The sequence below is a fragment of the Mycobacterium sp. SMC-4 genome (assembly GCF_025263265.1).
Classification (GTDB): domain Bacteria; phylum Actinomycetota; class Actinomycetes; order Mycobacteriales; family Mycobacteriaceae; genus Mycobacterium.
This window is the reverse complement of sequence record NZ_CP079869.1, coordinates 4,478,230-4,505,167: the sequence shown is the minus strand read 5'-3', so window position 1 is coordinate 4,505,167 and position 26,938 is coordinate 4,478,230. Positions and strand designations below refer to the sequence as shown.

27 protein-coding genes, 1 tRNA gene and 1 riboswitch are annotated in these 26,938 nt (G+C 64.1%); of the genes, 12 read left to right on the top strand and 16 right to left on the bottom strand.

The genetic code is table 11. The features are described from left to right. Positions 1-119 precede the first annotated feature (119 nt). Both KXD98_RS21445 and KXD98_RS21440 read left to right on the top strand, forming a co-directional pair. The gene (locus tag KXD98_RS21445) at positions 120-467 is read left to right on the top strand and encodes a hypothetical protein (RefSeq protein WP_260760296.1); all 348 of its coding nucleotides are present in this window, start codon (positions 120-122) and stop codon (positions 465-467) included. 110 nt (positions 468-577) lie between these two features. Beyond that, positions 578-898, top strand: coding sequence for a hypothetical protein (locus KXD98_RS21440; RefSeq protein ID WP_260760295.1), 321 nt, complete (start codon positions 578-580; stop codon positions 896-898). A 605-nt stretch (positions 899-1,503) separates the two neighbouring features. Here KXD98_RS21440 and KXD98_RS21435 read toward each other — a convergent pair. The 4 genes from KXD98_RS21435 to KXD98_RS21420 form a co-directional block, all read right to left on the bottom strand. After that, positions 1,504-2,655, bottom strand: coding sequence for a class I SAM-dependent methyltransferase (locus KXD98_RS21435; protein ID WP_260760294.1), 1,152 nt, complete (start codon positions 2,653-2,655; stop codon positions 1,504-1,506). Continuing rightward, positions 2,652-3,617, bottom strand: coding sequence for a hypothetical protein (locus KXD98_RS21430; RefSeq protein WP_260760293.1), 966 nt, complete (start codon positions 3,615-3,617; stop codon positions 2,652-2,654). The genes KXD98_RS21435 and KXD98_RS21430 overlap by 4 nt, the downstream gene beginning before the upstream one ends. Next, entirely contained in the window at positions 3,604-5,523 is a 1,920-nt protein-coding gene (locus KXD98_RS21425; protein ID WP_260760291.1) for a hypothetical protein, read from the bottom strand. Before KXD98_RS21425 ends, KXD98_RS21430 begins: the two co-directional genes overlap by 14 nt. A 1,677-nt stretch (positions 5,524-7,200) precedes the next feature. Beyond that, positions 7,201-7,273: transfer RNA gene (locus KXD98_RS21420), tRNA-Arg, on the bottom strand. 197 nt (positions 7,274-7,470) lie between these two features. Beyond that, positions 7,471-7,659: riboswitch (cobalamin riboswitch) on the top strand. 60 nt (positions 7,660-7,719) lie between these two features. On the opposite strand from KXD98_RS21420, the gene KXD98_RS21415 reads away from it, so the two are divergent. The 7 genes from KXD98_RS21415 (at position 7,720) to KXD98_RS21385 (ending at position 13,061) form a co-directional block, all read left to right on the top strand. Further along, entirely contained in the window at positions 7,720-8,742 is a 1,023-nt protein-coding gene (locus tag KXD98_RS21415) for an ABC transporter substrate-binding protein (protein WP_260760289.1), read from the top strand. After that, positions 8,739-9,512 carry a trans-aconitate 2-methyltransferase gene (locus KXD98_RS21410; RefSeq protein WP_260760287.1) on the top strand — a complete coding sequence of 258 codons (774 nt, stop codon included), beginning with the start codon at positions 8,739-8,741 and terminating at the stop codon, positions 9,510-9,512. Before KXD98_RS21415 ends, KXD98_RS21410 begins: the two co-directional genes overlap by 4 nt. A gap of 77 nt (positions 9,513-9,589) precedes the next feature. After that, the gene (locus KXD98_RS21405) at positions 9,590-10,588 is read left to right on the top strand and encodes an iron ABC transporter permease (protein WP_260765339.1); all 999 of its coding nucleotides are present in this window, start codon (positions 9,590-9,592) and stop codon (positions 10,586-10,588) included. 43 nt (positions 10,589-10,631) lie between these two features. Further along, on the top strand, positions 10,632-11,435 hold the full coding sequence (locus tag KXD98_RS21400) for an ABC transporter ATP-binding protein (RefSeq protein WP_260760285.1): 804 nt from the start codon (positions 10,632-10,634) through the stop codon (positions 11,433-11,435). A gap of 117 nt (positions 11,436-11,552) precedes the next feature. Then, positions 11,553-12,206 (top strand): hypothetical protein, encoded by a 654-nt coding sequence (locus KXD98_RS21395; RefSeq protein WP_260765338.1) that lies wholly within the window; start codon positions 11,553-11,555, stop codon positions 12,204-12,206. Continuing rightward, positions 12,203-12,790 carry a cytochrome c oxidase subunit 3 gene (locus tag KXD98_RS21390; protein WP_260760284.1) on the top strand — a complete coding sequence of 196 codons (588 nt, stop codon included), beginning with the start codon at positions 12,203-12,205 and terminating at the stop codon, positions 12,788-12,790. Before KXD98_RS21395 ends, KXD98_RS21390 begins: the two co-directional genes overlap by 4 nt. Before the next feature lies 1 nt (position 12,791). After that, a complete protein-coding gene (locus KXD98_RS21385) occupies positions 12,792-13,061 on the top strand; it encodes a cytochrome C oxidase subunit IV family protein (RefSeq protein ID WP_260760282.1) in 270 nt (89 codons plus the stop codon). Positions 13,062-13,065: 4 nt separating this feature from the next. On the opposite strand, the gene KXD98_RS21380 is transcribed toward KXD98_RS21385, so the two are convergent. Beyond that, on the bottom strand, positions 13,066-13,890 hold the full coding sequence (locus KXD98_RS21380; protein WP_260760281.1) for an LLM class F420-dependent oxidoreductase: 825 nt from the start codon (positions 13,888-13,890) through the stop codon (positions 13,066-13,068). A 121-nt stretch (positions 13,891-14,011) separates the two neighbouring features. On the opposite strand from KXD98_RS21380, the gene KXD98_RS21375 reads away from it, so the two are divergent. Next, positions 14,012-15,112: a glutamate--cysteine ligase gene (locus tag KXD98_RS21375; RefSeq protein WP_260760280.1), complete on the top strand. Its 1,101-nt coding sequence runs from the start codon at positions 14,012-14,014 to the stop codon at positions 15,110-15,112. On the opposite strand, the gene KXD98_RS21370 is transcribed toward KXD98_RS21375, so the two are convergent. The 10 genes from KXD98_RS21370 to KXD98_RS21325 form a co-directional block, all read right to left on the bottom strand. Beyond that, a complete protein-coding gene (locus KXD98_RS21370) occupies positions 15,105-15,824 on the bottom strand; it encodes an anti-sigma factor (RefSeq protein ID WP_260760278.1) in 720 nt (239 codons plus the stop codon). The two genes, KXD98_RS21375 and KXD98_RS21370, sit on opposite strands and share 8 nt — an antisense overlap. Further along, complete coding sequence (locus tag KXD98_RS21365; protein ID WP_260760277.1) at positions 15,821-16,408, bottom strand: sigma-70 family RNA polymerase sigma factor; 588 nt, start codon at positions 16,406-16,408, stop codon at positions 15,821-15,823. The genes KXD98_RS21370 and KXD98_RS21365 overlap by 4 nt, the downstream gene beginning before the upstream one ends. Next, complete coding sequence (locus KXD98_RS21360; protein ID WP_260760276.1) at positions 16,405-17,223, bottom strand: DUF1365 domain-containing protein; 819 nt, start codon at positions 17,221-17,223, stop codon at positions 16,405-16,407. Before KXD98_RS21360 ends, KXD98_RS21365 begins: the two co-directional genes overlap by 4 nt. Before the next feature lie 81 nt (positions 17,224-17,304). Beyond that, a complete protein-coding gene (locus KXD98_RS21355) occupies positions 17,305-18,375 on the bottom strand; it encodes a poly-gamma-glutamate hydrolase family protein (RefSeq protein WP_260760275.1) in 1,071 nt (356 codons plus the stop codon). A gap of 54 nt (positions 18,376-18,429) precedes the next feature. Next, positions 18,430-18,660: a hypothetical protein gene (locus KXD98_RS21350; protein WP_260760274.1), complete on the bottom strand. Its 231-nt coding sequence runs from the start codon at positions 18,658-18,660 to the stop codon at positions 18,430-18,432. 4 nt (positions 18,661-18,664) lie between these two features. Then, entirely contained in the window at positions 18,665-18,916 is a 252-nt protein-coding gene (locus tag KXD98_RS21345) for a hypothetical protein (RefSeq protein WP_260760273.1), read from the bottom strand. A gap of 23 nt (positions 18,917-18,939) precedes the next feature. Further along, positions 18,940-20,016 carry a diacylglycerol kinase gene (locus KXD98_RS21340; RefSeq protein ID WP_260760272.1) on the bottom strand — a complete coding sequence of 359 codons (1,077 nt, stop codon included), beginning with the start codon at positions 20,014-20,016 and terminating at the stop codon, positions 18,940-18,942. A gap of 12 nt (positions 20,017-20,028) precedes the next feature. Beyond that, a complete protein-coding gene (locus KXD98_RS21335) occupies positions 20,029-20,820 on the bottom strand; it encodes an SDR family oxidoreductase (protein WP_260760271.1) in 792 nt (263 codons plus the stop codon). A 102-nt stretch (positions 20,821-20,922) separates the two neighbouring features. Next, positions 20,923-21,864, bottom strand: coding sequence for a Ku protein (locus KXD98_RS21330; RefSeq protein WP_260760270.1), 942 nt, complete (start codon positions 21,862-21,864; stop codon positions 20,923-20,925). Next, positions 21,864-22,796 (bottom strand): carbohydrate kinase, encoded by a 933-nt coding sequence (locus KXD98_RS21325; protein WP_260760269.1) that lies wholly within the window; start codon positions 22,794-22,796, stop codon positions 21,864-21,866. Before KXD98_RS21325 ends, KXD98_RS21330 begins: the two co-directional genes overlap by 1 nt. A 41-nt stretch (positions 22,797-22,837) precedes the next feature. Between KXD98_RS21325 and KXD98_RS21320 the strand changes: the two genes are divergently transcribed. Continuing rightward, positions 22,838-25,117 carry an ATP-dependent DNA ligase gene (locus KXD98_RS21320; protein WP_260760268.1) on the top strand — a complete coding sequence of 760 codons (2,280 nt, stop codon included), beginning with the start codon at positions 22,838-22,840 and terminating at the stop codon, positions 25,115-25,117. A 1-nt stretch (position 25,118) separates the two neighbouring features. Here KXD98_RS21320 and KXD98_RS21315 read toward each other — a convergent pair whose 3' ends face one another. Then, positions 25,119-26,108 (bottom strand): NAD(P)-dependent oxidoreductase, encoded by a 990-nt coding sequence (locus tag KXD98_RS21315; RefSeq protein ID WP_260760267.1) that lies wholly within the window; start codon positions 26,106-26,108, stop codon positions 25,119-25,121. Between the two features lie 71 nt (positions 26,109-26,179). Here KXD98_RS21315 and KXD98_RS21310 point away from each other — a divergent pair, with 71 nt between their 5' ends. After that, the gene (locus KXD98_RS21310; protein ID WP_260760266.1) at positions 26,180-26,650 is read left to right on the top strand and encodes a MarR family winged helix-turn-helix transcriptional regulator; all 471 of its coding nucleotides are present in this window, start codon (positions 26,180-26,182) and stop codon (positions 26,648-26,650) included. Positions 26,651-26,938 lie beyond the last annotated feature (288 nt).

Sequence of the window (26,938 nt, the reverse complement as noted above, 5' to 3'; positions counted from 1 at the left end):
CGGATCAGCTTCCCGGCGGCACGGGGGAGCCGGGGGAGGGTGACTCGTTGAGTCGCCTTTTCAGAGGACCCACGGAAGAGGAGCGAGCACGGATTCGGGCCGACCTAATCGCCAGGGCTATGCAGGTTCAGGTGGGCGGCTGGGGCCTCCATCGCGCGGTCTGGTCCACAGGGGAGGTCATCGGCGTCGCGGCACTGATGGCTGACCACGGTGAATTGACGGCGCTCGGTGAGAGCTTGCAGTCGGCCTGGGAGCGAAGGGCGTTCGACCTCTGGGGCCTGAATGGCGGGCAAGTCGAGGTCGACAGCGGCTGTGAGCGCACTCGCGAATGGTTCTTGGACGCGGCCCGCGGGATTGTCAGCAGCGATGCGTCGTCAGGATCGGTGCGCACCACAGAGTCGACGGCAGCTGCGGACTCGCGTTCCCGCCGGGCCACGGATTCGGACCGCAAGGGCGGTGACCAGTGAGTCCCATGCCCAACGGTTGGTCAGTCGATGTCGACGGGACCAGAGTGATTGTTCGTGTATCGGGCCGACCGGATGACCTACACCGTCTGACTGCGCAAGAAGCACGTTGGTTGAGGAATCAACTGCATCTGGCTTATCTGATCGCTGCCCAGAACGGCGGCAGCTATGAGATGCAATCTGCCGTAGATCGCGTAATGGACTTGGAGGGATTCGGCTTCGGGGACCTTCGTCAGACTCTCGAAACGCGCAACGCGGACACGATCACACTGCGCTTCACGGGCGACCGCGAGGATCTTCTGCTGTCACCGCAAGAAGCTATCGCTACGGGGCTGGCTCTCCTTCGTGCCGGCAATTTCGATGGACTCGTTGTGCGCGAACGCCGACTCTGGGTCGAACTCCCTGGAGACGCCAATGAAGAGCGTCACTCATGACAAACGGAATCTGGCTGGACGAGGACGGCGGCGCGGCGGACCGGAGCGCTCGCGCGGAGGTCCAGAGCGTCGACGGCGCGAGCGCAGCGAGCGCTCTTGGTAGTACTCAGAGTTATTGCTTCACAACTGGTGTCGAGGCCGGGTTGTTGGCCTCTGCGGAGAAGCGCCGAGATCGCTGGGGTGCCCGAGCGATGCTCTGGCAGGCTTCATCCTTGAAAGCCGTCCGTTGCTGCGGTCGAATGTTGCACAACGACGCTGTGGGGGACGCCGACGACGGTCAGACGGTCGCCCTCAAGAGGCGCGAAGTGAATGGGCAGTCGATTGCGAGCTATCAGGGATTGATGACGTGCGGATCTGTGTGGTCGTGCCCTCGGTGCTCGGCAGTGGTCGCGCACACTAGGGCGGCGGAAATTGCTGCGGCGGTCCGCGAATGCCACCGGCAAGGCGGAAGCGTGTACTTGTTGACGCTCACGATGCGTCATACATCGAAGGACCGCCTCGCCAAGCTATGGGATGGACTGAGTGCAGGCTGGAGAGCAGCGTTCGGTACACGCAAATGGACCGGTCAGCGTGCGCGGACGGTGGAGCGAGCGGGCTAACCAATATCACGCGAGTTCGGCATCTGCGCCGCCGCACTCACACCACCCGGGACTTGACGACGGAGCGACGTGAGAAGCGTTGAAGCCGCGCACTTTTAGCCAATTCACAAGCCGATCGACTGTCAAATAGGGTGCACAGGAACCCGTGTAGCATTCTGCAAGATCGTCAAACTCGTCGACAAGCGCCCGGTGGAGAACCTTTCTCACTCGCGGATCTAGGGTTCTTAGGCCGAATACGCAGTCACTGAGAACCAGAAGCGGTAACGAGTTCCGCACCACTTTCTGGGACGACGGCTTGCCCACACGCGGTATTAGAATCATCGGTCCAACACTCGCGAGCTCATTAGGGCCCATCGCCTTCGTCAGTTGGAGCCTCCCTTCTCGAAGCATTGTCGTATGAACGAACGCAGTGTCCGCATCGCCACAGAACGACTTTGCCCGGTACACCGGAACGCGGCCACGCACCACTTCGACACATGTGCAGCGCTGGCCAAGGGTGGCGGGCAAGACCGAGGGAACGCTCACAGCGCCAAGATTTCGGGACCCCCGCCTCCGACGAGCTGACTTCTTGAGCACAACAACCATCGCTGTTGTACGCGCGCTCTGGAACGTATGCCTGCCCAGCTCCCGCACGCGGTCGATTTGGAGTTCCGATCTCCAACCTCCCCACACGCTGGCATCGGTTCGGATATCCATCACGTTCTTCGGCACGATGGCGACGATCGTCCCCCCGGGCCGCACCCAGTTCATCGCATGGGCAACAAACGCAGTCGCAGGCGTCACCTTGTAGGTAGAGCCGTTGCAAACCAGGTTGATACGCGAGCCACCTCTGTAAGAAAACGGTGGATTCAGCAGCGCGGCGTCGTAGGAACCGGACAGCTGCCGAAAGGCAGCCGACGCACGGTACGACTTTGGCACAAGAGAGTTGGTATAACTAACCTTCCAGTCCGGATGCGCCTTTCGAAGATGCCGGACTGCCTCCGAATCCAGGTCCGCTGCGCCCACGGCCAACCGACCGAAGCGCCGGCACGCCGCTTCGAGCAGTGACCCAACACCAGCCGACAGATCAACGACGCTGTTGATATCTGCCGGCAGCAGGTGCGAAAGCTCATCAGCAAGCCACATCGGCGTGTAGTGCCGGTCATTCTCAAGCGTCACGGGCCGCTACTCACGGGCTTACGAAAGAGATCCGACTCGCAGAACGTCGATACCTCGTACAAACAGACCTGCGAGACACCCAGAGTTCGCTTGGCTTTCCGACGCGGATGGTCATGGATCAGTTGAACATTAGACGGACTGCTTATCGTGTACAAAACCGCACCGAGACCGTGCGGCTTTGTGCCGATGGGGGCCAGCCTCAGTTGCGCTCCACCGATGTCTTCATGCAGTTTCCGAAGAGTGTGGAACATGTCGAAAGGACAGTTAGCTCTCGCCAGTCTGATGTTCGGAACGATAGCCACGTCGTCCAAGTCAGCACGGTTCGCGATGAATGCATGTGAAGCAAATTCGGGTCGAAAGCCGGGGACGCCGACTATAGGGTGCACTCTATCGCTAGCCGGCTCCAACTCATTCAGCACATACGAGAAACGGACACCTTCGAAACCGAGTGCAGCCACAAGGTGCCAATCAGAACTGGTTCTTAGCCGCAGGGTTGCGAACCCGGGAATAGGCCGAATACCCTCAAAACCTTCAGACAGGTCAAAGTTCATTCCCTGCGTCGGTGTGTCGCTCCGCCTATAGTCCATTGGTTCGACGTAGACCACTCTAAACGGGGCCCCTGACTCGACCGCAGCCAGAACAAGTGGCCCCCAAGCTGAATACGACATACCAGTAATGTCTAGGTAACTGGGCTTCGACTGGAAGAAGGCAATGGCTTGCTCACGCCTTCGGCCCGTGAAGTTCAAAACTTCGCCTTGAGAAGACATGAGGATGACAGCGTCTCCGTTTTCTATGACATCAAGGAAAAGAACTCCGTCGGCTTCTGCAGCAGCTCTCCAACTCGAGTCAATGACAGCCCTGTCCTCAATTCCGCGTCCGAAGAGATAAAAAGAACCTTTTTCCAGCTGAAGATCCTTCCGAGGTATTACTCGCGTCAGAAGCGGCTCATCAATCAGGGTCATTGTAGTACCCACTGAATAACATCAATTGGGGAGGAAGCTCTTCTTCAACAGAGCGGTTACTCTTCCGCAGGATGCTGGAAATAGTCGCGGCAGGACTATCAACTAGCCCATTCAACTCTTGCGGCGTTAAATCCATCCGCCGTTTGCTTCGGTAACTGAAAATGAAAAACGGTGCGAATATCGGGTGCAGCTGGTAACTAAAGTCCCTGGTCTGCCCAGACACTGCCGCCATCTTATCAGTGGCAAAACGCCGAACGGCTAAATGCATCACAGCGGCGCGAAGTAGATCCTCACTCGCATCGTCAGGCGTCGAGCTCAAACGAAATTGTGACACCTCGGGAGAATGCCCTTCAGGCTGCGCGGCCATGACTTGAAATATCCTGCCAAGACCCAACACGAGTCTCGTGAGGCGTGCGCTATTGGCTGACACACCCTGAAGTTGCCTCACCACTAGCGCACCGATCACTCCTGCTGATTCCGTCTGTACTTCGGCAGCCACAGGCACAGCCAGAGCATCTGGACGGGATCGAAGGTGAGTTTGAAGCGCTTCGTGGACAAGTTGGAGTAAGTATCGAATGTTCCCATCGGCTAGTTTGGTGAACGTAGGCCAACCACTGTAATACTTTCTGAAACCACGCTTACCACGCCTAATCGTGTAGAGCATTGCATGCTGATAGTTACTTAATCGCGTATTCCATCTTTCGCTGTACGTCAACGCTTCTCTAAGCACTGTTAGCGAATCAATCCGTTTGGATTCGGCCCAGTACTTGACCAAGTAAGCCGACAATGGGGAAAGAGAGTCGAAGCTGGCGAGCTCGTCCTCGGACGCACCGAGTGAACTTAGCTCAGCGCGCGTACGTTCGTTTAGGTTGTCAACGCCGAGTTTCTCGGCCTCCGCTTCCTCACTCAGTGAAGGAAAAAGTTCGTCCACCGTGTCCAAGACTGGAAATTCTTGGCGCAGGCGTTCTAGTCGGCTTTCGCAAACCTGTCTCGCGAAATTTGAAAAGGATGCATCATCAAACCGCTCGGAAATATCAATGTACTTGTAGTCCGCTGGAGCTATTAGCTGCTCATCCGGATTGATCGTCGAACGTTCCCGATGACCCATCTCACGCATTCCGACTTTGAATGTATAGGGATGGTCTCCTGCGTGTTTGATCAAGGTATTCATCAATCGTTGTTGATAATTGCTCAGATTCTCATACTCATCGATCAAGAAATAGTACGTTTTGCCACGCAAAGTCTTGTCTGCGTTGATCGCTTCGATGAGGTATTGAACTGGGCGGCCAGAGGCAGATATGGTCGGGGACGCCTCACCTTCCCGTCCAAGATTGTTTATCGTGGTTTCTAAATCGAGAAGTGCTGACTCTATACCTGACTTAAGATCGATTGTCTCGGTTACACCCGGTATGCCTAGTGATCTGGCTGCCATTTCGAGGCTCTTCTTCGACACTTCGAGTGGGCAAGCAGATCGGCTTTCGTACCACTCGTGGAAATCTAGGATTAGCCCCGATAGGGTCAGATTGACGTAGTGAGCGAATAGCCGCGTCCAGCGGACTTCGGAAAGTTCTTCGCCTTCGAATGCCCTGACTATACTCGTGTCGACTCGCCAATACAGCCCTACAAAGTCCCAGTCGCTTACTGGCCGTGATGTGTTGAAATGCGCCTGTCCTTCGTAAGTCAGTGTTTTAAGTACCGTCGTTTTGCCGGTCCCACGACCGCCTACGAGTAAACATGGACCTCGGTCAAGCAACTCCGGGAAATACGCGGGGTGCGTAAATAGCTCAAACAGCTCGTCGCGAAAATATTCGGCTCTTAGCGATCCGAACACAGCATTCAAGCGCTGAGCTTTCTCGGTGACTGAAAGCTCTGATGCAGTTATGTTCGGGACATCAGCGGCTTCCATCCCCCCTCCTCACTCCACAGCAGTGCAAGACATGCATCTGGTATCGAATGTCCGAATGCGATGTTCAATCCAAGATGATGGAAGCCGTCGACCCACTTCGTGATACCTGCCGCGGCACTGGCGTCCCGTATGAATGCTGCGGCATCCGCCTTGAGGTCATCGGGGAATACTATAGTATTCGGGTCCAATGCGTTGTATACGTCACTCAAGACATGGCTAGGCCTTAGTGTGGCTCCCGGTGCTTCCCTTGAAATTCGATCTATAGCGTATTGAGTTGCTATTAGGGGAAGGTAATATACGTCTATCGAGTGCACCGCGGCCAGTTCTTCTAACGTCTTGGGACTAGTGGGCCATACTTGCCGTTGCCAAGTGTTTAAAAACTGTTCCCCCGAGCCCGCGAAATCATCGACCATTATCAATGGCGGACCGCCCCTTGCTTCGACGGCACTCCGAAGGTCAGACGCGAGAACTATACGGGACTCGTCTATGCCTACCTCTGTCCGTGCCCATCGCTGGAATATGAAGCCCGAGTCGGTGGGATTCGGCACCTCACCGGTCGGCGCACTAACAATTACGGAGTCTAGGAAATCACGCCAGAGGCGCTGCTTTTCCACATAAGAAGAGCCAGGGCGTGAGATCTCGCACGACAATGCGTGCACAGTACTGGTGAACAGCTTGCGAACTTGCTTATCACTGATGAAGACGAAGGAATCGAGCAGGGCAGTAGCATGGTTAATGTGCTGAGTTGAGAACCCTTCCAGCCAACGGACCGGATTCACCCTATCCGCCTCAGGCCATTCGCGTACCCGCCGAAGGTACATCTTTGTATCAAGTATTTCGTCTGCGTCCACGCTGCCCCTTGATCCCTTCACCAGCCGTTATGGTAGCCCCGGCTGCTTCCTCGGTCATGGACCTTCGACGACCTACACCGCCGCGACGAGTTCGGCGTGTCCCCAGTGAATGAGTTCAACTGGTCTTTACCCGTGCTGTTGGTACATGGTTGTGCGGGTCGAGGGCGGAGCTTCGGCGAGAACATGCGGCAGTGGGGCCTGCTGGAATTCCTTCGGCACCGTCGGCGACTGCTCGCTGTCTCACCGCGAACGGTGGCTGTCGCTGATGGTTGTGAGGGCAATAGTTTCAGGTTGTCGGGTATTCGGCGTGTAAGTCGCCGTGGAACAGTCGCCCGTAGAAGGGGTTCATCCAGGGGACTTCCGAGCATTCCGAATATCATGGTGGTGTGTCGAAGGCAGCTCTATGCGCTACGCGCCGGTCCTCGGACTTGAGTGAGCATTCGGCTGAGGTGTTCGCCGAGGCTGAGGGTTGCTAGGCCGAGGTTCTTTGAGAGCCCCGCTGTGATCAGCGCGAACGGGACCGCGGTCATTATGTACTGCCAAAGTGCCCAACCGACGAAGTTGTCGTTGGTAAAAGTGGCGTCCCGAGTCATGAACAAGATAACTAGAGCTATCAAGCCCATTAGCATCCATGCGGTTCCCTGCACCCGGAAATGTTAATGGCGACGACGACTAACCGCGCGGTCGAAGTCTCGGTGGCGCAGCTGCAGCGTCTAAAGGACGCCATCCGATGCCAACGAAGCACCGACCAAGCACCGACCAGAGGGGAGGGTCTAGCAGTAGGGCAACCGCCCGGAAACATGTCCTGATCTGCAAAAACGAGAAGTGCCCCCGGCAGGATTCGAACCTGCGACACCGGCTTTAGGAGAGCCGTGCTCTATCCCCTGAGCTACGAGGGCGTGGGACACCTTGAATCTAGTCGGTCGGAGCCCGCGATGGTTCTCGGGTCCCGTGGCAGGGGATGTCGGCCACGCGGTTGAGTGTCGGTGGGCCATCGGATACCTTATTGAAAATGGTTTTCAATAAAGCGGACGGGCGCTGGCGGTCACGCGCGTCCAGCCCGGGGTCTACCCATGCCACCACGTCGCCGCGCGAGGTATGGTCCCAGCGAGCTAGTTGCACCCACCTCGGTTGGGTCAGGGAATCCGGTGAGAGGCCGGAGCTGACGCGCAGCGGTATGGGGGACGGGCGGAGCAGCGGCCACTGGACCCGGCGACGGGTCTGGGAAGGCGCTCCGACTGGACGATCCCGAGTCCGAACACCTGCTGGCTCGGGCCCGGCGCACATTGCCGGGCTCGACTGTCGGATGGACCTCGCGATTGGGTCCCGGATCGGAAGGCGTCGGGTGTCTGGACGTTGGCGAAATATCGGATTGTCGGCTCTGCTGATCGGCCTGCTTGCCGGTTGCAGCGCTACCGCGGGTGCCCCTCCGGCCGCCGCCCCCGCGGGCCCCTCGGCTGGGAATTACCACGTCACGGTCCAGAACTGCGGCCGCACCGTGGTGGTGAACGCGCCGCCGCAACGGGCGATCACCATCGATCAGCCGGCAACCGAACTCCTGCTGACCCTCGGGCTTGCCGACCGGATGGTCGGTACCGCGTCGTGGAGTGACCCCGTGCTGCCCGATCTTGCCGCCGAGAATGCCAAGGTGCCCGTCCTGAGCAACGACCATCCGTCGTTGGAACGGGTGCTTAGTGAGAAGCCGGACTTCATCTACGCCATCTTCGACTGGTCGTTCACCGACGAGGGTGTCGCGCCGCGTGATCGCTTCGAAAGCCTCGGCGTGCCGACCTATCAGTCATCGAGCGAATGCACCGGCCAGAATGCGCAGCAGGAGCGGGCTTTGACACCGGATGACCTCTACGCTGAAATCAGCGATGTAGCAACAATCTTCGGTGTTTCCGAGCGTGGGGAAGAGCTGATCTCCTCCCTCAGCAGCAGAATGGCGACCGCAGCGGATGGCCTGGACGCCAACGGCCTCTCGTTGATGTGGTGGTATTCCTCGACGAAGGCGCCCTACATCGCGGGCTGCTGTGGGGCACCGGGCATCATCACCGAAGCCGTTGGTGCGACCAACGCCTTCGCCGACAACCGCCAACTGTGGCCGGAGATTTCCTGGGAGGCGATTCTGGACCGCGATCCCGACGTTCTGGTGCTGGCTGACCTCACCCGCGGCGACGATGGGGACAGCATCGCCGCCAAAATCGAGTTCCTGGAGTCAGATCCGGTCGCCAGTCAGCTGACGGCGGTGCGGGAACGACGGTGGATCGTGTTGTCCGGCAGCGAGATGGACCCGTCGCTGCGCAACGTCGATGCCGTCGAGAAGGTCGCGGCCGGGCTGCGCTCGCTGGGGATGGTCGATCGATGACCGCAGTCAGTGACCCCAGTGCGCTGCTCGCAGCATGGGATGCCCAGCAGGCCGCCTACATTGCTGACCGTGAAGGCCGATTCCGCATCATCGTCGAAACGGTCGGACTTGCCTGCGGTCGGGCACCGTTGGTGGTCGACTTGGCCTGCGGACCAGGGTCGTTGAGCGCTCGGATTCTCGACGCGATACCCGAGGCGACCGTGCTGGCCGTCGACCACGATCCGCTGTTGCTCGACATCGCCGCGCGCGCCGTCGGGGGAGTCCACGGCCGGCGAATGACCGTGTTGGATGCCGACCTGCAGGACGACGGTTGGACGGCGGCCGTGACCACCGCACTCGACGGGCGCGTGCCGGACGCGGTGGTGTCGACCACGGCCCTGCACTGGCTACCGCCCGACGAACTGGTCCGCGTCTACTGCGGGGCTTCATCACTGCTGGCTTCCGGCGGAGTGCTGTTGAATGGAGACCACTTCCGCTTCGACCACCGCCTGCCCAGGTTGCGCCGCCTGGCCGCGGCACATGACGAGGCCACCCAGCAGCGTGCGTATGCCAACGGGGCGCTGACCTGGGATGCGTGGTGGGAAGACGTGAGCTCCCGACCCGGCGCAGCTGCACTTGCCGCACAACGCGAGCAGCGTTTCGCCGACAGGCCCGACTCCCCGCCGACCGCGGTGGATTTCCATCTGGCGGCGCTGGTGCAAGCTGGATTCACCGAAGTGGCAACGGTGTGGCAAATCCTCGATGACTACGTTGTGCTCGGCATGAAGTGACCCCGCCGTCGACTCTGACCACACCGCAGCTCGGAGCGCAGCGCCGCCCGGCCCGGCGACGTCCGCGCTCGGTGGCGATGCCGTTGGTTGCGCTCATCGGAATCGGCGGGCTGGCGCTGTCGATCGCGGCAGCGATCACCATCGGTCCGGCCGACCTCAGCGTCGGTGACGTATACCGCATCATCGCTCGGCACGTGTGGAACGCACCCTCGGACCTGTCCTTGATCGACGACGCGATTGTGTGGCAGTTGCGTCTGCCCGGCGCGCTGTTGGCAGCGATCTGCGGCGCGGGGCTGGCCGTCGTCGGTGTGGTCCTGCAGTCGATGATGCGCAACCCGCTCGCCGATCCGTTCATTCTGGGCATCTCCTCGGGAGCCTCGACCGGCGCGGTGCTGGTCATCGTGACCGGAGTAGGTGGGTTTCTCGGACTGTCCGGGGGAGCGTTTGCCGGCGCACTGGCGGCTTTCGGTTTCGTCTTGGTGCTCGCAGCGCTGGTCGGCGGTGGGACGGCGCGCGTCGTTCTCGCCGGTGTTGCTGCCACCGAACTGTTTTCGGCAGTGACCGCTTTCGTGGTGTTTTCCTCTGCCGATGCCCAACAGACCCGCGGAGTGCTGTTCTGGCTGCTCGGCTCGCTCGGCGGTGCCAGCTGGAATCAAGTCGCGCTGTGCGGCGCCATTTGCGTGCTCAGCCTCGCGGTGTGCCTGAGTCAGGCCGACGCGTTGGACGCGTTCGTGTTCGGCCGGGATACCGCTGCCTCACTTGGCATCTCGGTCACACAGGTCCGGATCGTGCTGTTGGTCGTCACAGCTCTGTTGACCGCAGTCCTGGTCAGTGCTGCGGGTGCCATCGGCTTTGTCGGACTCGTGATCCCACACGCGGCACGAATCGTCGTGGGTCCCTTGCACCGTCGGCTGCTCGTCGTCAGCGCACTGGTCGGAGCGATCTTTCTGGTGTGGGTGGACGCGGTGGCGCGCACGGTGTTCGAACCGCAGGAACTGCCTGTCGGTGTGGTCACCGCAATGGTCGGGGTGCCGATCTTCGTGTTGATCCTCGCGCGCCGAAGACCGTTGCCATGATCGATGTCGCGTTCGCACTCGTCCTGCGGCGGGTGAGGTCCTGATGGGGCACATCTGCGCCACCGCGGTCTCGTTCTCGGTCAAGAATGCCCGACTGCTCGAGCGGGTCGACCTCGACGCCCACGACGGTCAGCTGGTCGGGCTGCTCGGTCCGAACGGGTCGGGCAAGACGACGCTGCTACGACTGCTGGCCGGATTGCGGCGGCCGCAGGCCGGACAGATCCACTACGACGGCGTCGACCTGGCATCGCAGCGGCGCCGGACGATCGCCCGTCGACTCGCCGTCGTCGAGCAGGACACCTCGGCGCACACCGACCTCACGGTGCGCCAGGTCGTCGAGCTCGGCCGCACTCCGTTCCGGGGCCGCTTCGACCCGCTCACCGAAGCCGACCATCAGATCATCGACGCCGCGCTGGAGCAGGTCGACATCGCCGACAAGCAACACCGCAACTGGCACAGCCTGTCCGGCGGTGAGAAGCAGCGCGCTCAACTGGCCCGTGCGCTGGCGCAGCAGCCGCGCGAGATCCTGCTCGACGAACCGACCAACCACCTCGACATCCGACACCAACTGGAACTGCTCGAGCTGCTGCGCTCGCTGAACGCGACGTGCGTCATCGCCCTGCATGACCTCAACCTGGCCGCTCGCTACTGTGACCACGTCGTCGTGCTCGACAGCGGGACGGTGGCCGCAGCAGGGGCACCCGCCGAGGTGTTCAGCCAGGATCTGCTGCGAAACGTCTACGAAGTCGACGCCGTCATCGACCGGGAGCCGGCCACCGGAGCCGTGCGCATCACTTACCAGAGCGCCATCACGCTGAGCCGATCACCGCGGTCGACACCGCAGTGACAGCAGCGGGAGCCCGCACAAGTTATGGCAAAAATGTCAAAACTTCGGGGTGGGGCCGGTACCGTGCCCAAGGTGGAGCTGACCCTGCAACGTATCGGCGCCTGGTGCGGCAGCATCATGATCCTGCTCTACGGCGCGAGCTTTTCCGGTATTGCCCAGCTGTTTCCACCGCTGTCACCGGTGTCGTCGGCCGACGAGATCGCCACCTTCTTCGTCGACCACAAGCTGTGGATTCGTTTCGGCGTCTCGGGCGCACTGCTCAGCGCCGCTCTGGCGCTACCGTTCCTGGCTGCCATCATCGTGCGTATCCGCCGCGTCGAGGGTGGCTGGGGAATGCTGGCCACGACCCAGCTGATGGCTGCGACGGTGTTCGTGCCTGCGCTGATCTTTCCGCAGTTCTTCCTCGGAGTGGCGGCCTATCGCCCCGAGCAACGCTCCGCTGAACTGACCCAGGCGCTCAACGACGTCTTCTGGCTGTGGTTCATCGGCATCGTCGGCACGATCATCGTTCAGAACATCACCCTCGCGATCGCCGCGTTCGTCGACACCGCCGAGCCGCCGACATTTCCGCGCTGGTACGGCTATCTCAACCTGTGGGTGGCCACCCTGTCGCTGCCCGGCTGCGTGGTGGTCGTATTCAACGACGGGCCGCTGGCCTGGAACGGGGTCTTCGCCTTCTACATCCCTGGCCTGGTGCTGGTGATCTGGCTGTTCTCGACGACGGCGGTGCTCTTGAAGTCGATCAACGCCGAACAGGCACAACGGGTATGACCGCTACGGTCACCAGGCTGCCGAGCGCCGCGCGACGGGTCCCCGGCGAAGCCGGCACCTGGGTGTTCCTGTTCGGGGACATGCTCGTCTTCGGTGCCTTCTTCGTGACCTTCCTGGTACAGCGCGCGACGGCGCCGGAGGTGTTCGAAGCGGCCCGCACCACCTTGCACCTCGGCGTCGGCGTGACCAACACCCTGGTGTTGCTCACCAGCTCGCTGTTCGTCGTGCTGAGCATCGCCGCGCAGCGCGCGGCACTCCCGGTTCTGGCCGGCCGGGCGGCGCTGGCCGCGATAGCCTGCGGGGCGGCCTTCGTCGCCCTCAAGGTCTTCGAGTACGCCTCACTGGCAGGTGCCGGACACGGACCCGGCGAAAACGACTTCTACCTCTACTACTTCATCCTGACCGGCCTGCACCTCTTCCACGTGTGCCTGGGGTTGGGCGCACTGGCGTTCATGGCCAGCCAGGCCCGCCGCTCCGAACTCAGCCCGACGCGCACCGCGCTGGTGGAGAGCGCCGCGTGCTTCTGGCACCTGGTGGACCTGCTGTGGATCGTGCTGTTCGCATTGCTCTATCTGGTGAGCTGAGATGACCGCCCTCCGCCTCATCGGACCCCGCGCCCTGTCCACCTGGGTGCTGCTGGTGGCCGCCACCGTGGTGTCCTGGGCCGTCGGCGCCGACCACGGAGCCGGGTCTGCCGCGGTGGTGATCGTGCTGGCGATCGCCGCGATCAAGGTCCGGCTGGTGGGCTTGGACTTCATGGAGTTACGGCACGCGCCGCTCCCGCTGCGCGCCGCGTTCGAGGGCTACTGCGTCGCGCTGTGGGCCGTGCTCTCGGCGCTGTACCTGTGGCTGTGATTCGCTACCCGAGCAGCTCGATCACCTTCGCGAACGCCTCGGCGTGGCGCATCTGCACGATCAGATAGCTGATGCCGTAGACGTCGCGGTACCCGCGGATGCGTTCGGCGATCTCATCGGCGGAGCCCGACAACACTCCCGGATGGCGCAGCAGCTCCTCATCGGAGAGGCCGGGCAACGAGATCCGGGGAATCGTCAGATCGGGCCGACCGGAGTCATCGACCGGCATCGCGGTGATCGCCAGATTGAGCTCGAGGCGGTCGAAACGCTCACCGGCGGCGTCGCGGACGTGGGCAATCCGCTCGGCCAGCGGATCCTGCCCGACTGTCGCGGCCCGGTCACCGCCCGTCAGCCCGATGATGTCGGCCGACCGCGCCGCGATTCGCAACACGCGGTTTCCGTTGCCGGCGATCATGATCGGGACGTCGGGTAGGCGTGCGCTGATGTACTGCGTGGTGAGCTCAAGGTGATCGACGCGCTCTCCGGCACTGGGGAACGCGATCCCTGCGGCGTCGAACTCTTCTTTGACATAACCGGTGCCCAGCCCGAGTTCGAAGCGGCCGCCGCTCAGGTCGTGCAGCGCGGAGACGTCACGAGCCAGCAGTGCGGGCCGGTAGAACGCCGAGTTGATGACGAAGGTGCCCACCCGAAGTGTGGAGGTGGTCATCGCGACCGCGGTCATCACCGGGAACGGGGCCGGGCCGCCCAGATGATCGGGGACATGCAGGACGTCGAAGCCGAGGTCCTCGGCTCGCCGGGCGGCGTCCTGGAGTTGGGCCCGGGAACCGACCCGGGTGACGCCGACCCCGAACCGGAATTTCGTTGCCACATCGTGATCCTAGGACCAGGTTTGAATGGGAATCGGCAGGGGCATAAAAGCAATCGACTTTCATCGCACCGATCCGGCCCGTCGTCGAACTATCCGACGGGCCGGATCAATATTTTCGGCTATGGCCAGCACACCCACATTCGGGGTCGAGGAAGAGTTCCTTCTCGTCGACCCAGCCTCCGGGGCCCCGGTGCCCTACAACCGGTCCGTCGCCGAACATGCGGCCAAGGACGGCGTCGACCTCCAGCTGGAACTGACCAGCTGCCAGGTCGAGACCGCCAGCGCGGTGGTGGACACCACCACCGACCTGCGCAGCGACTTGCTTCGGCTACGCCGGGTGGCGGCGGCCGCCGCGCAGCGCGCCGGAGCTCAGCTGTTGGCCGTGGCGCTGCCGCCGACCTTGCCCCGTGCGTTTCCGGTCACCGACACCCCGCGCTACCGGGACATCGGTGAGCGTTTCGGCATGATCGCCCACGAGCAGGGGATCTGTGGGTGCCATGTGCATGTCGAGGTTCCCGACCGTGAGGCGGCGATCCAGGTCAGCAATCGGCTCCGCCCGTGGTTGCCGGCGATGCTGGCGTTGACGGCGAATTCGGCGATCTACCGCAACTCCGACACCGGCCACGCCAGCTGGCGCAGCGTGCTCTGGGCACGCTGGCCCAGCGCCGGTCCGCCACCGCACTTCGACTCCGCCGACGAGTACGACGCCGCGGTAGAGCTGCTGGTCAGGACGGGGGCGATGCGTGACGACGGAATGGTCTATTGGGATGTGCGACCGTCGGCGGACTTCCCGACCGTCGAGATCAGAGTCGCCGACGTTCCTGCGACCGTAGAAGAGACCGTGCTGTTGGCCGCACTGGTGCGCGGATGCGTGCTGACTGCCCTTGAGGACGAGCGTCGCGGCACGCCGATGCAGCCGGTGGCGCCGTACGCGCTCAAGGCGGCCTACTGGAAGGCTGCCCGCGACGGCATCGACGGCGACGGTGTCGATTGGCAGGACCACGCGGCGGTGCCGATGACGACCGTGCTCGACCGGTTGGTCGCACGGGTGCGCCCGGCGTTGGAGATGGTCGGTGACTACGACTTCGTCACCGCCGGTCTCGCCGAGGTCGCGGCCCGAGGCAACGGTGCCACCCGGCAGCGCCGCGCCTTTGCACGCCGCAACGACGTCGACGAGGTGCTGTCGGAGATGGCTGTCGCGACCCTGGAAGTCCTCAGGTGAGCGGCAACTCGGCGAATGCCGGGCTGGTCGGCTGAGTGGATCCGCCGGCCGGTTCGATCGTGAACGCCAGCGCGCGAGACGCGCCGAGATCCGGTAGTTCCGCGGTGGTCGACGGCGCGACGGCCTCGGCGTCCATGGTGCCGGCCGAATGCGAACCGTCGGAATCGACCAGCCACATCTGGTACACCGTCCCGGGTTGCGGCGGCGGCACATTGTTCATCACGAGAACGCCGGAGTCACGTTCACGGGAGAACACCACCGTGGCGGTGCCGCCCCCCGGAATCTCCCCGGACACGGTGCGCACGTCCGGCGCCGCGAAGACCTGCTCGGCTGTCGAAGGCCCCGGTGCGGTCGGCCGCAAGGCATACCCGACTCCGAGCGCGCCGAGCCCGATCACCACCGCGGCCGCGGCACCCAGCACTGCGGCGGCGCGGCGGCGCGAGCGCTGCTGGGTGGGCAGCACCCGGACCGGGTCGTCGACGATCTGACTCAGCACCGCTTCGCGCAGCTGCGCGGGCGGCTCGACCGCAGTGGCGCTGGCCAACACGGCCATCGTCTCGTGCACCGCGCGCACCTCGGTCAGGAACGCGTCGGCGACCTCGGGGTCGGCGTCGCGCAATTCCCGGTCGACGCGAGCCATCTCGGCGGCGCTGAGAGCGTGCAGCGCATAGGGCGTGGCGAGCGACAAGAACTCGCTGTGCGGGCTGGTCATGCCACCCCCAAACATCTGCGGAGTCCGCGGATGGCGTCACGCATCCGCGACTTGACGGTAGCCAGGTTGGCCGAGAGTCTTTCCGAGACCTGCGAATACGTCAGACCGCCGTAATAGGCCAGCTCGATGCATTCCCGTTGGGTGTCGGTCAGCGAGCCCAGACAGTCGGCCACCCGGCGGCGCTCGTCGTCGAGGATCACCTCGTCGGCGACATGGTCGGTGGGTGTATCGACGGTGGCGGCGCCGTACCGTGACTCCCGCGTGGTGGCGGCCTGCTCGGAGCGCACCCGATCCACGGCCCGACGGTGGGCCAGGGTCAGCAACCAGGCCAACGGTGACCCGGCCTGTGGGTCGTAGTTCGCCGCGTTGCGCCACACCTGCAGATAGACGTCCTGCGTCGTCTCCTCGCTGTAACCCGGGTCCCGCAGCACGCGGGTGACCAGGCCATAGACCCGGGACCGGGTCTGGTCGTAGAAGGCGGCAAAAGCCTCGGCGTCGCGGTGGGCCACCTGGCGCAGCAGTGCGTCGAGTTCGGCGGTCACGAGCCGTAGCCTAGCGTCCTTCACCAGGAGCGATGCGGTCATGGTGAGCTTGGCTCCCGGCGTTCCCTGGCCAAGATCGGGCTGACCGGGCATTCTCGGCGCGCGTCGATGCGTCGCCGCGACGTCGGCGACCCGACCGCGACCTGCTCGTCGCGCACTCGATCGGGCACCAGCGGGACCCTGCGCAACCACAGCAGGGCGGCTTGGACCCGCATGCCCAGCACGTTCATCAGCGGGGCCATCGGCGCGGTCACCTGAAGCCCGAGGATCTGTCGGATCCCGGCGGGACGGCGCGAGCCGCGCATCGTCGCCACCAAGGCCGGTTGATGCTCACGGTGCAGCGAAATGGTCACGTCGAGCGTCTCACCGGGCTGCGGGGCCCGCACCAGATAGTGCCCGTCGACCCCGGCGAACGGGGAGGCACGAAACTTCTTGTCCACCACAACGGCGTGGTCTTCGGAGGGCGGCAGCACATAGGCGTGCCGGTCACCGCTCGTGTTGTGGACCTCGGCGATGACGCAACGCAGTGTTCCAGCGGCATCGTGACACCAGTACAACGTGAGTGGGTTGTAGACATGACCGAGTACCCGGGCGTGCATCAGTGCGGTGACGGTACCGCCGCGCAGGTCGATGCCCCGGCCGGCCAGATAGGCATCGACCCGGCCGCGCAGGGTGTCATCCGGCGCCGCCCACAGGTGGTCGCCGGCGCGGAACGTCGCGAAGGGGCGCAGCCACCGGGGCACACGCGGCAGCGCATCGAGATCGACGAACCAGCTGTAGCTGCGATGCTCGAAGTAGTGGTGGACGGGCGCGCGCCGCAGATGAGTGATGCGGGTGCGGTAAAGGGCCGCTCTCATCCGGTGCCCGCCTGGGCTGTCGGGTCTCACACCTTCTATTCGGAGCGGACCAAGGCGCGGATTTCTCCGGTGCCCGACGCGCTAACTCGGCGGCAGTTCCCACGAGCGTGCGGCGCGCACCAGACCCTGCACCAGCGCCGAGGTGGCCGGCGCGAGGCCGTCGTCACCGGGCAGTCCGCTTCTCGGACTGGTTCCGCGTACCCGGGCGGACAGTTCGAGCTGGGTGCCTCCGCCCCGGACCCGATTGACGGGGTTGTCCGGGTGCAGGCCGCGCAGTTCGCGGGGAATCGCGGCCAAGTCGGTGACGACGCGGTAGCCCGGGATCGCCACGTGCTCGGCGACGTGGTCTGCCAGATCGCGACGACGTCCGCCCGCCAGGATCTGGGTACTGCGCCCCAGCCGGCCGTATCCGTGCAGCGAGACCACCACGTCGACGTGATCGAGGAACTCGGCGAGCTGGGCCGAATGGCCAGGGTCGTAGCGCGCCGACGGCAGGTGGTGCGGGTAGTGGTCGGGATGACGCACCACGTAGAGCGAAGCGTTCGCCGCGTCTGCGGCCCGTTCGGCGATGACGTCGGTCATCTGCTCGAGGCCGCCGCCATGGATGGCCAGAAACCCGAACCGGGACCGCAGCGCCGACTCCTCGGACACAGTGGGATCGGCGAGGAGCTCGCGGAGTGTCTGCGGGGCCACCGTGTCGACGTGCTCGGGACGCTGAGGCCAGTGCCGGGGATCCCACCGCTGGAGGAACTCGATCCAGCCGCCGGGCAGCCGATGGTGGCGCGCCCCGTCCAGAATCCGGTCCAGATAGCCGGGCCGAGGCGGACCGGGTTCGACCCGGTGGTCGATGTAGACCCACGCCGCGGCCGTACCGGCAGCGGTGCGGACCGTCATCCGGTCGCGTCGGTAACGCACCGGGACACCCTCGGCACTGTCGAGGGTGGCCAGATCGCGCTCGGAGACCTGCCACACGACACCGTGGACCACGCTGCCGGCGAATGGCTCCACCGTGGCCACACCGCGCTCATTGATCAACCAGTCGTGGTCGCGCAACGTCGCGGGTACTGGATCGGTGGCGTCCGGGCAGCGCTGCGCCATCTGCTGCACGCACAGGTTCGACCCGTACGCGAAATACTTGTGACGGACGGTCATTCAGCCTGACGACGGTGCGGCTCGGGTGTCAGTTCAACGTCAGCCGGAAAGACGTCACCAGGAACCGATGCCGAAGGGACCGACCAGCGGCCACACTCCGACGCCACTCCACCCGTTGTAGCTCATCGGTGGGGGTTTGGACGACAGCTGGGTGCTGCCGTTGGTCTGGCAGAACGTGATCGAGGGCCCGACATCGGTGCAGTCGGGAGCAGCCGCCGAGGTGGGAGCCGTCGCGAGTGCGACGGCTGCGCCACCGGCCAGCGCGAGACCCACCAGGGTACGCATGACGTCAGAGGATGAACATGCCGTAGTCCCACGGGAACATTCCACCCATGGGTCCGGGGGCATACACGCCCGGACGCGAATCGATCTGGACGTTGCCGGGCGACTCACAGACTGTGGTCGCGCCACCGGCGTATCCGCCGCCCTGCTCGGTCTCGACGCAGTTGGGTTGGGCGAGCGCAGCGGGTGCCGCGGCGATGGCCAGGGATGCGCCGCCGGCGACGAGGAGAGCGGCAACTGAACTCAGGCGAGCCTTCATCAAAGGATTCCTTCCAGGGAGTTTCACGCGTCAGCGTACAAGCCTTTGCCGGTTATGGCAGGCAACTTCCGCGCAGTGATGATTCCCGGTGCCGCTTCGACCACCGCGGGTATGGCGTTGACCACCCGCGCCGCGGTCGCGACCAGACCCGCATGGTTGTGGTCGCCGTTGGGGCTACTCAGGCAAAGGTCCAGCGCATAGGACGGTTCGCCGGTGATCTCGATGCGATACGAGCCGCCGTGCTGGGCAGGTTGCGGCCAGTCCGGGCACAGGTCGTCGCGCAGCCGGGTGACGTGTTCCAGGACCACGGCCACCTGACCGTCCTTGATGCCACGCACCTCGAATCGCATTGCCGCGGTGGTGCCTTCGGCGATGTGCCCGGAGGCGATGTCGAAGTCCTCAGGGGCCGGCACCCGCTCGTGGACCTCGGTGACCTCGTCGAGTTCGATATCCAGCCCGGCGGCAAGCTGGCGGACCACCGAGCCCCAGGCCAAGCTGAGCACGCCGGGCTGCAGCAACATCGGGGTGTCGTCGAGGCTGCCCCCGAAGCCCATCACGTCGAACATCACCGTAGCGCTGTCGTAGGTGTCGTAGTTGATGATCTCCATGCACCGGATCTGCTGGATGCTCTGACAGGTACCGGCCAGCGCCATCGGTAGCAGATCGTTGGCGAATCCAGGATCGATGCCGTTGACGAAAATGGTCGACGATCCCGCGTCGGCGGCCTGCTCGATCGGGCTCACCATCTCCTCGGGCAGCACCTTCCACGGATGCTGCAGGAAGACCGCGCTGCTACCGACGACGTTGACGCCGGCGGCCAGAATCCGCCGGTAGTCCTCCAGCGCCTCGGGCAGGCGGTTGTCGGCCATGGCCGTGTACACGACGCAGTCCGGGCCGCTGGCCAGCACCTCGTCGAGGTCGGATGTCGCTGCGACACCAGTCGAAACGTCGAGCCCGGCAAGCTCTCCGGCGTCCTTGCCGACTTTGGCCTGCGAGGACACCCACACCGCGGTCAGTTCGAAGCGGGGGTCGTTGATCAGCTGCCTGAGCGCATGCCGGCCGACGTTTCCGGTGCCGACGGCGGCGACTTTGATTGCCATGCGTGGGTGTCCTTACAGGTCGGGGATGGGCAGATCGAGGTTGGGGAATGTCAGGCCACCGTCGACCTCGAGGGTCTTGCCGGTGAGGTAACCGCCCGCAGGTGAGGCCAGGTACACCGCTGCGGCGGCGATGTCGGCCGGATCGCCGAGTCGGCGCAACGGCGTGGCCTGCTCCATCGGCGTGCGCAGATCGTCGTTGCTGGCCACGATGTCCAACGCCGAGGTGAGGATCGAGCCGGGGGCGATGGCGTTGACCCGGATGCGAGGCGCCAGGTCGAGCGCCGACAACCGTGTGTAGTGAGCCAGTGCGGCCTTGGCGGTCCCGTAGGCGGCGAACCCGCGGCCGGCCAGGCGTCCCATCGTCGAGGTGACGTTGATGATGCTGCCGCCACCGGCGTGCTCGAGCATCAGCGGTACCGCGGCGACTGTCAGAGCGTGCGCGGTCGCCACGTTGAAGGCGAACGCGTCGCGCAGGTCCTTGACCGAGGTGTTCAGCAGAGCATTGGGCATGGTGCCGCCGACGTTGTTGACGACGATGTCTAGTCTGCCGAACGCCTCGACCGCCGCCGCGGCCAACGCGGCGGTGTCCTCGGCGTGGGCCAGATCGGCGGCGACCACGTGCGCGCGCCGCCCGGCCGCGCGGATCTGCTCGGCGACATCGTCGAGCTGAGACTGCGTGCGGGCCGATATCAGCACGTCAGCACCCGCTTCGGCAAACGCGACAGCCATCGCGGCACCGAGGCCGCGGCCTGCGCCGGTCACCACCGCCACCTGATCGTCGAGTCGGAACCGGTCCAGGATCACGTCTGCCTCCCTATGCTCACAGCGCGCCACGCTAGCAAGGGAGTCAGCCCGATGTGGCCACTTTCTGGAACACGTTCTAATCGGGGTGGCGGGGCCGCCGGTTCAACTCTTCTTGGCGGCGGCCTTCTTCGCAGGCGCTTTCTTCGCCGCCTTCTTCGCGGGCGCCTTCTTGGCCGCCGATTTCTTTGCCGGGGTCTTCTTGGCGGGCTTGGAATCGGAGTCCGACTCGCCGGACTTGTCCGACGAGCTCTGCGCTTTGCGAGCCTTCACGCTGGCCTCCAGCTTGGCCAGCAGATCGGAGACGTCCTCGGTCTCGTCGAGTTCCTGCGGTTGCTCTTCGCTCGTGAACGCCTCGCCGCCCTCGAGTTTGGCCGTGATGAGTTCGCGCAGGTGTTCCTGGTAGTCGTCGTGGTACCGGTCCGGGTTGAAGTCGTCGGTCATCGAATCGACCACTTGGCTGGCCATCTTCAACTCGGCGGGTTTGATATCGACTTCCTTGTCGAGCACCGGGAAATCGGGGTCGCGGATCTCGTCGGGCCACAGCAGCGTGTGGATCACCATCACGTCTCTCTTGCTGAAGTCCTTGACCCGCAGCGCTGCCAACCGGGTCTTGTTGCGCAGCGCGAAGTTGACGATCGCAACCCGGTCGGTCTCCATCAGGGTCTTGGCGAGCAGAACATAGGACTTCGACGACTTACCCTCGGGCTCAAGGAAATAGGACCGGTCGTACATCATCGGGTCGAGGTCGGCGGCAGGCACGAACTCCAACACCTCGATCTCGCGGCTGCGTTCCTCGGGCAACGTGGAGATGTCGTCGTCAGTGATGATCACCGTTTGCCCGTCGTCGGACTCGTAGGCCTTGGCGATGTCGCGGTACTCGACGACTTCGCCGCACACCTCGCAGACCCGCTTGTAACGGATTCGGCCGTTGTCCTTCTCGTGGACCTGGTGGAACTTGATGTCGTGGTCCTCGGTGGCGCTGTAGACCTTGACCGGTACGTTGACCAGCCCGAAAGCGATGGAGCCCTTCCAGATGGACCGCATCAGCCCAGTATGTCCGATCCGATGGCCGCATCCAGGCTGACACGGTCGGGCAGATCGGCGCCGGGATGCTGCACCGTCAGCGCGGACGCCACCGTCGCGCTGCGCACCGCGGTGGTCAGCGCGTCGGTCCCGATCGCGGCGAGCTGCGGGCGTCGGGCGGCGCCGAGCAGATCCATCGACCACAACGCGTCGATCAGCCCGGTCATGAAGGCATCACCGGCGCCCACGGTGTCCACGACGTCGACATTTCCGGCAGGTACCCGGACCGACCCGCCGGCACACATCGCTACCGAACCGTGCGCACCGAACGTGACCACGACGATCGAGGCGCCCAGTGCCAGCCAGGTCTGCCCCACCTGTTCGGGCGTGCGCGTCGGACTCAACCAGTGCAGGTCTTCACTGCTGACTTTGATGACGTCAGCCTGCTCCAGCAGCCGGTCGATCCGGGACCGAGCCGCGTCGGCATCGGTGATCAGAGCGGCGCGGATGTTCGGGTCGAACGTGACGGTGGCCGAGACGCGGTAGGTGTCGACCAGCGCCTTGGCGGCCAGGCATCCCGGTTCGAGGACCGCGGCGATCGAGCCGGTGTGCACCACCAGTGGCGGCGCGACCTCGGGAATGCCGCTCAATTGCCACTCGATGTCGAAGGTGTAGGTGGCCGAACCGGCGGCATCCAGCACTGCACGTGCCGTGGCGGTCCGGGGGGCCGTAACGCTTCCCGAAACCAGTTGGGCTCCCGAGGATTCGACATACTCGGTGATTCGCCGACCGCGTTCGTCGGCGCCGATGTGGGTCAGGAAGTCGACATCGCGGCCGAGCCGGGCCAAACCGACGGCCACATTGAGCGGACTGCCACCGACGTGCTCGCGCGTGGGCTGTTCGCTGCGCTCGACGATGTCGATGAGCGCTTCGCCGATGACCAGTGCCCGCACCGTGTCGACGCTACCTGCTGCGTGGTGGGTAATACCGTGATGTGGTGGACCGTTATGACCGGGTGAAATTGACCAACCCGGACAAGGTGCTGTACCCGGCGACCGGAGACCGACGCCATGCTGTCACCAAAGCCGAGGTCTTCGACTACTACGTCAACGTCGCTGCAGGGATGCTGCCGCACATCGCCGGCAGGGCGGTGACCCGCAAGCGGTGGCCCAACGGCGTCGAGCAGGAGGCTTTCTTCGAGAAGCAGTTGGCTTCGTCTGCGCCGGACTGGCTGGAGCGCGCCACCATCGTCCACAAGTCGGGTAGCACCACCTACCCGGTGATCGACACCGTCGAGGGGTTGGCGTGGATCGCCCAGCAGGCCGCCCTGGAGGTGCACGTACCGCAGTGGCGGTTCACCCACGGGGACGTGGGGCCCGCCACCCGCGTGGTCTTTGATCTCGACCCAGGGGAGGGGGTCACGTTCGGTCAGCTGTGCCAGGTCGCCCATGAGGTGCGGGATCTGATCGCCGATATCGGGCTGCCCACCTTTCCGTTGACCAGCGGCAGCAAGGGAATTCACCTCTATGTTCCATTGGAGACGCCGATCAGCTCGCGCGGGGCGTCGGTGCTGGCCAAGCGGGTAGCTCAGCAGCTTGAGCAGATGATGCCCAAACAGGTCACCGCCACCATGACCAAGAGCCTGCGCGCGGGGAAGGTGTTCGTGGACTGGAGCCAGAACAACGGCAACAAGACCACGATCGCGCCGTATTCGCTTCGCGGACGCGAACATCCGACTGTGGCTGCGCCGCGCACATGGGACGAGATCGAGGACCCCGATCTACGCCATCTGATGTTCGACGAGGTACTGGACCGTCTCGACCGTGACGGTGACCTGCTCGCCGACCTCGATCCAGCACTTCCGGTGCCCGACCGGCTGACCCGTTACCGCAGCATGCGCGACACCGCCAAGACGCCGGAACCGATTCCCGGTGACGCACCCAGAACCGGCAACAACGACGCGTTCGTCATCCAGGAACACCACGCGCGGCGGTTGCACTACGACTTTCGGCTCGAACGCGACGGTGTGCTGGTGAGCTGGGCGGTACCGAAGAATCTGCCCGAGACACCGTCGGTGAATCACCTTGCTGTGCACACCGAAGACCACCCGATGGAGTATCTGACGTTCTCCGGAGAAATCCCGAAAGGCGAATACGGCGGTGGCGAGGTCCACATCTGGGACACCGGTATCTACGAGACCGAGAAGTTCCGCGACAACCCGCCCGACGGCCCCGCCAAGGGTGGGGAGGTGATCGTCACCCTGCACGGCGAGAAGATCCGGGGACGCTACGCGCTGATCCAGACCGACGGCAAGAACTGGCTGGCCCACCGCATGAAGGAACAGCCGGCGCCGACCGTCGCCGACCTGGCCCCGATGCTGTCCACCGAAGGGTCGGTGGACCGGCTCACCAAGGGCCAGTGGGCTTTCGAAGGTAAGTGGGACGGCTATCGGCTACTCATGGAGGCCGACCACGGAACGCTGTCACTGCGGTCGCGGCGCGGACGCGATGTCACCGGTGAGTACCCGCAACTGCAGGCGGTGGCCGCCGATCTTGCTGACCATCATGTGATTCTCGACGGCGAGGCAGTCGCTCTCGACGAGTCCGGCGTCCCGAGTTTCCGGGAGATGCAGAACCGCGCGCGATCGACCCGAGTGGAGTTCTGGGCCTTCGACATCCTGTTCCTCGACGGTCGGTCGCTGCTCAAAGCCAAATACTCCGACCGCCGGAGGCTGCTCGAGGCGCTGGCCGAAGGTGGCGGTCTGATCGTGCCCGACCAGTTGCCGGGGAACGGACGTGAAGCGCTGGAGGTGGCGCGCACGAGGCGGTGGGAAGGCGTGGTCGCCAAGAAGCGCGACTCCACATACCAGCCCGGGCGCCGGTCATCGTCGTGGATCAAGGACAAGCTCTGGAATACCCAGGAAGTCGTGATCGGTGGCTGGCGCCAAGGTGAAGGCGGACGCACCAGTGGCATCGGCGCTTTGATGCTCGGAGTCCCCGGCGCTGGCGGTTTGGAGTTCGTCGGACGGGTCGGAACCGGTTTCACCGACAAGGAGTTGGCGTCGCTGAAGGCGACATTGGCGCCGCTGGCGACCGACGAATCACCCTTCACGGCACGCCTTCCGGCGCAGGACGCCAAGGGAGTGACGTTCGTGCGTCCCGAACTCGTGGGGGAGGTGCGCTACAGCGAAAGCACCTCCGACGGCCGACTGAGGCAGGCGAGTTGGCGCGGGCTGCGCGACGACAAGTCGCCTGACGAGGTCAGATGGGAGTAGTTCACCGCGCGAGAGAGTCCGCCATCTCTGCGAGTCCCTCGGCCACTGTGACGGATGGATGGTAGCCGAGTTCGATTCTCGCAGCCGTGATGTCGTAGCTGCGGTCACGGCCCATGAATGTGGTGATCCAATTGGTCAGCATCGGTGGCTCGGGCCGGCGCAACAGCCGTGCCCCTGCGTCAAGGAGCGCCCCGAGGGGGCGCGCCAACGCGAACGGCACGCTGCGGGCCGCGCTCACGTCCACGCCTTGGGTGGCCAGTAGTGGGGTGAAGAAATCGCGCGTCGACATGGGCGTGCCGTCGGTGACGTAGTAAGCGCGTCCGGCACGGCCGCGGGTGAGTGCAAGGTGGACGGCCTCGGCGAGGTTGTCGACGTGGACGAAGTCGACCGTGTGGGTGCCGTTGTCAATCCAGCTGAACCGGCCGGCTTGCGCCGTGCTGACGAATTCGTCCAGGGTGGACATGCCCCGACCCCAGATGAACGGAGGCCGAAGAGCCACCGTCGCCATCGTCGGAGTGACCGTGCTGAGCAGGGTGCGCTCGGTTTCGAGCTTGATGCGGCTATAGGCGATGTTGGGTCGACCTTCGTCGGTGCGCTCGTCGACGACTGGCGCGCGTTGGGTGCCGCTGGCCACGCTGGCCGCGCTGATCAAGACGAACCTCGACACCCCCGACGACGCGGCGACCTGGTGGAGAGCGACACTGGGCTCCAGGTTGGCCCGGCGGAACACTTCGTCGGGTCCCCAGAACGCCATGTAGGCGGCCCCGTGCACGACGGCATCGACCCCACGCAGTGCGGACGTCCATTGCGGTGCAGCGCTTTCCACCAGATCTGCCAGGTCGCCGAGAACTGGCTGCGCGCCGGCGCGGCCGACGAGGTCGGCGGCGCGGTCCGTGCGGGCGAGGGCGCGCACCTCATGCCCCGCACCGACCAGTCGCCTGACCAGGTGTTGTCCGACGAATCCACTGCCGCCCGTGACGAAGATGTTCATGCCGTTCCCATTCATTCCGTATCAAATCATTTGATCTCAAACTATATGGGTGCTGATAGTATTTCGTCAACATGAAAGAAGCGACGGGTGGACGCGCTGCGTCGGGTGCATCGGCGCAGCGCGCGGGGCGCCTGGCCGATGTGTTCGGCCGTGCGGCCAAATCGGTGGTCCGGGCCTTCGACGACCGCCTGGGCGAACACGGCGTCTCGACCCCGAGGTCCAAACTGCTCGCCGAAGTGGCTCGGATGCAGCCGGTGCGGCTCGCGGATCTGGCCCGTGAAGTAGGAGTCAGTCAGGGTACTGCGTCGACGCTGGTAGAGGCACTTGTTCGCGATGGGCTGGTCGCCCGCGGGGTTGACGACACCGACCGCCGCGCGATACGCCTGACGACCACGCCCGAGGGGGAGGCGCAGGCGCGAAACTGGGTCGGCGACTACGTCGTCGTCGCAGGGGATATCTTCAGCTGCCTCACGGCTGAGGAACAACGCCAACTGACCCGACTGCTCGATCGGATTGCCGAGTCGCTGAACCCTCCGGGGTAGCTGAGTCGAGATTCGCCGGCTCGGGCGAGAGGTGCACGCAGCAGTCCTAGCGGGCGGATGTGTGTCTTGAGTCAAGAAGTTCGCGGGGTTTTCTTGGTCAATGGGCTCAGGTATTCCGGCTGTGATGAGTGCGAGGCGCAGAACGGCCAGGTTCAGTATGCGAGTCGCCTTTTCGACGGACTGCCGGATGCAGCGCACGGCGTCGAGGCCCCGGGAGGTGGGGGTGACAGTGACGGCTAGGCAGTACTTGCTGACATAGTCGATGACAGCGCTGATACGCCAGATACC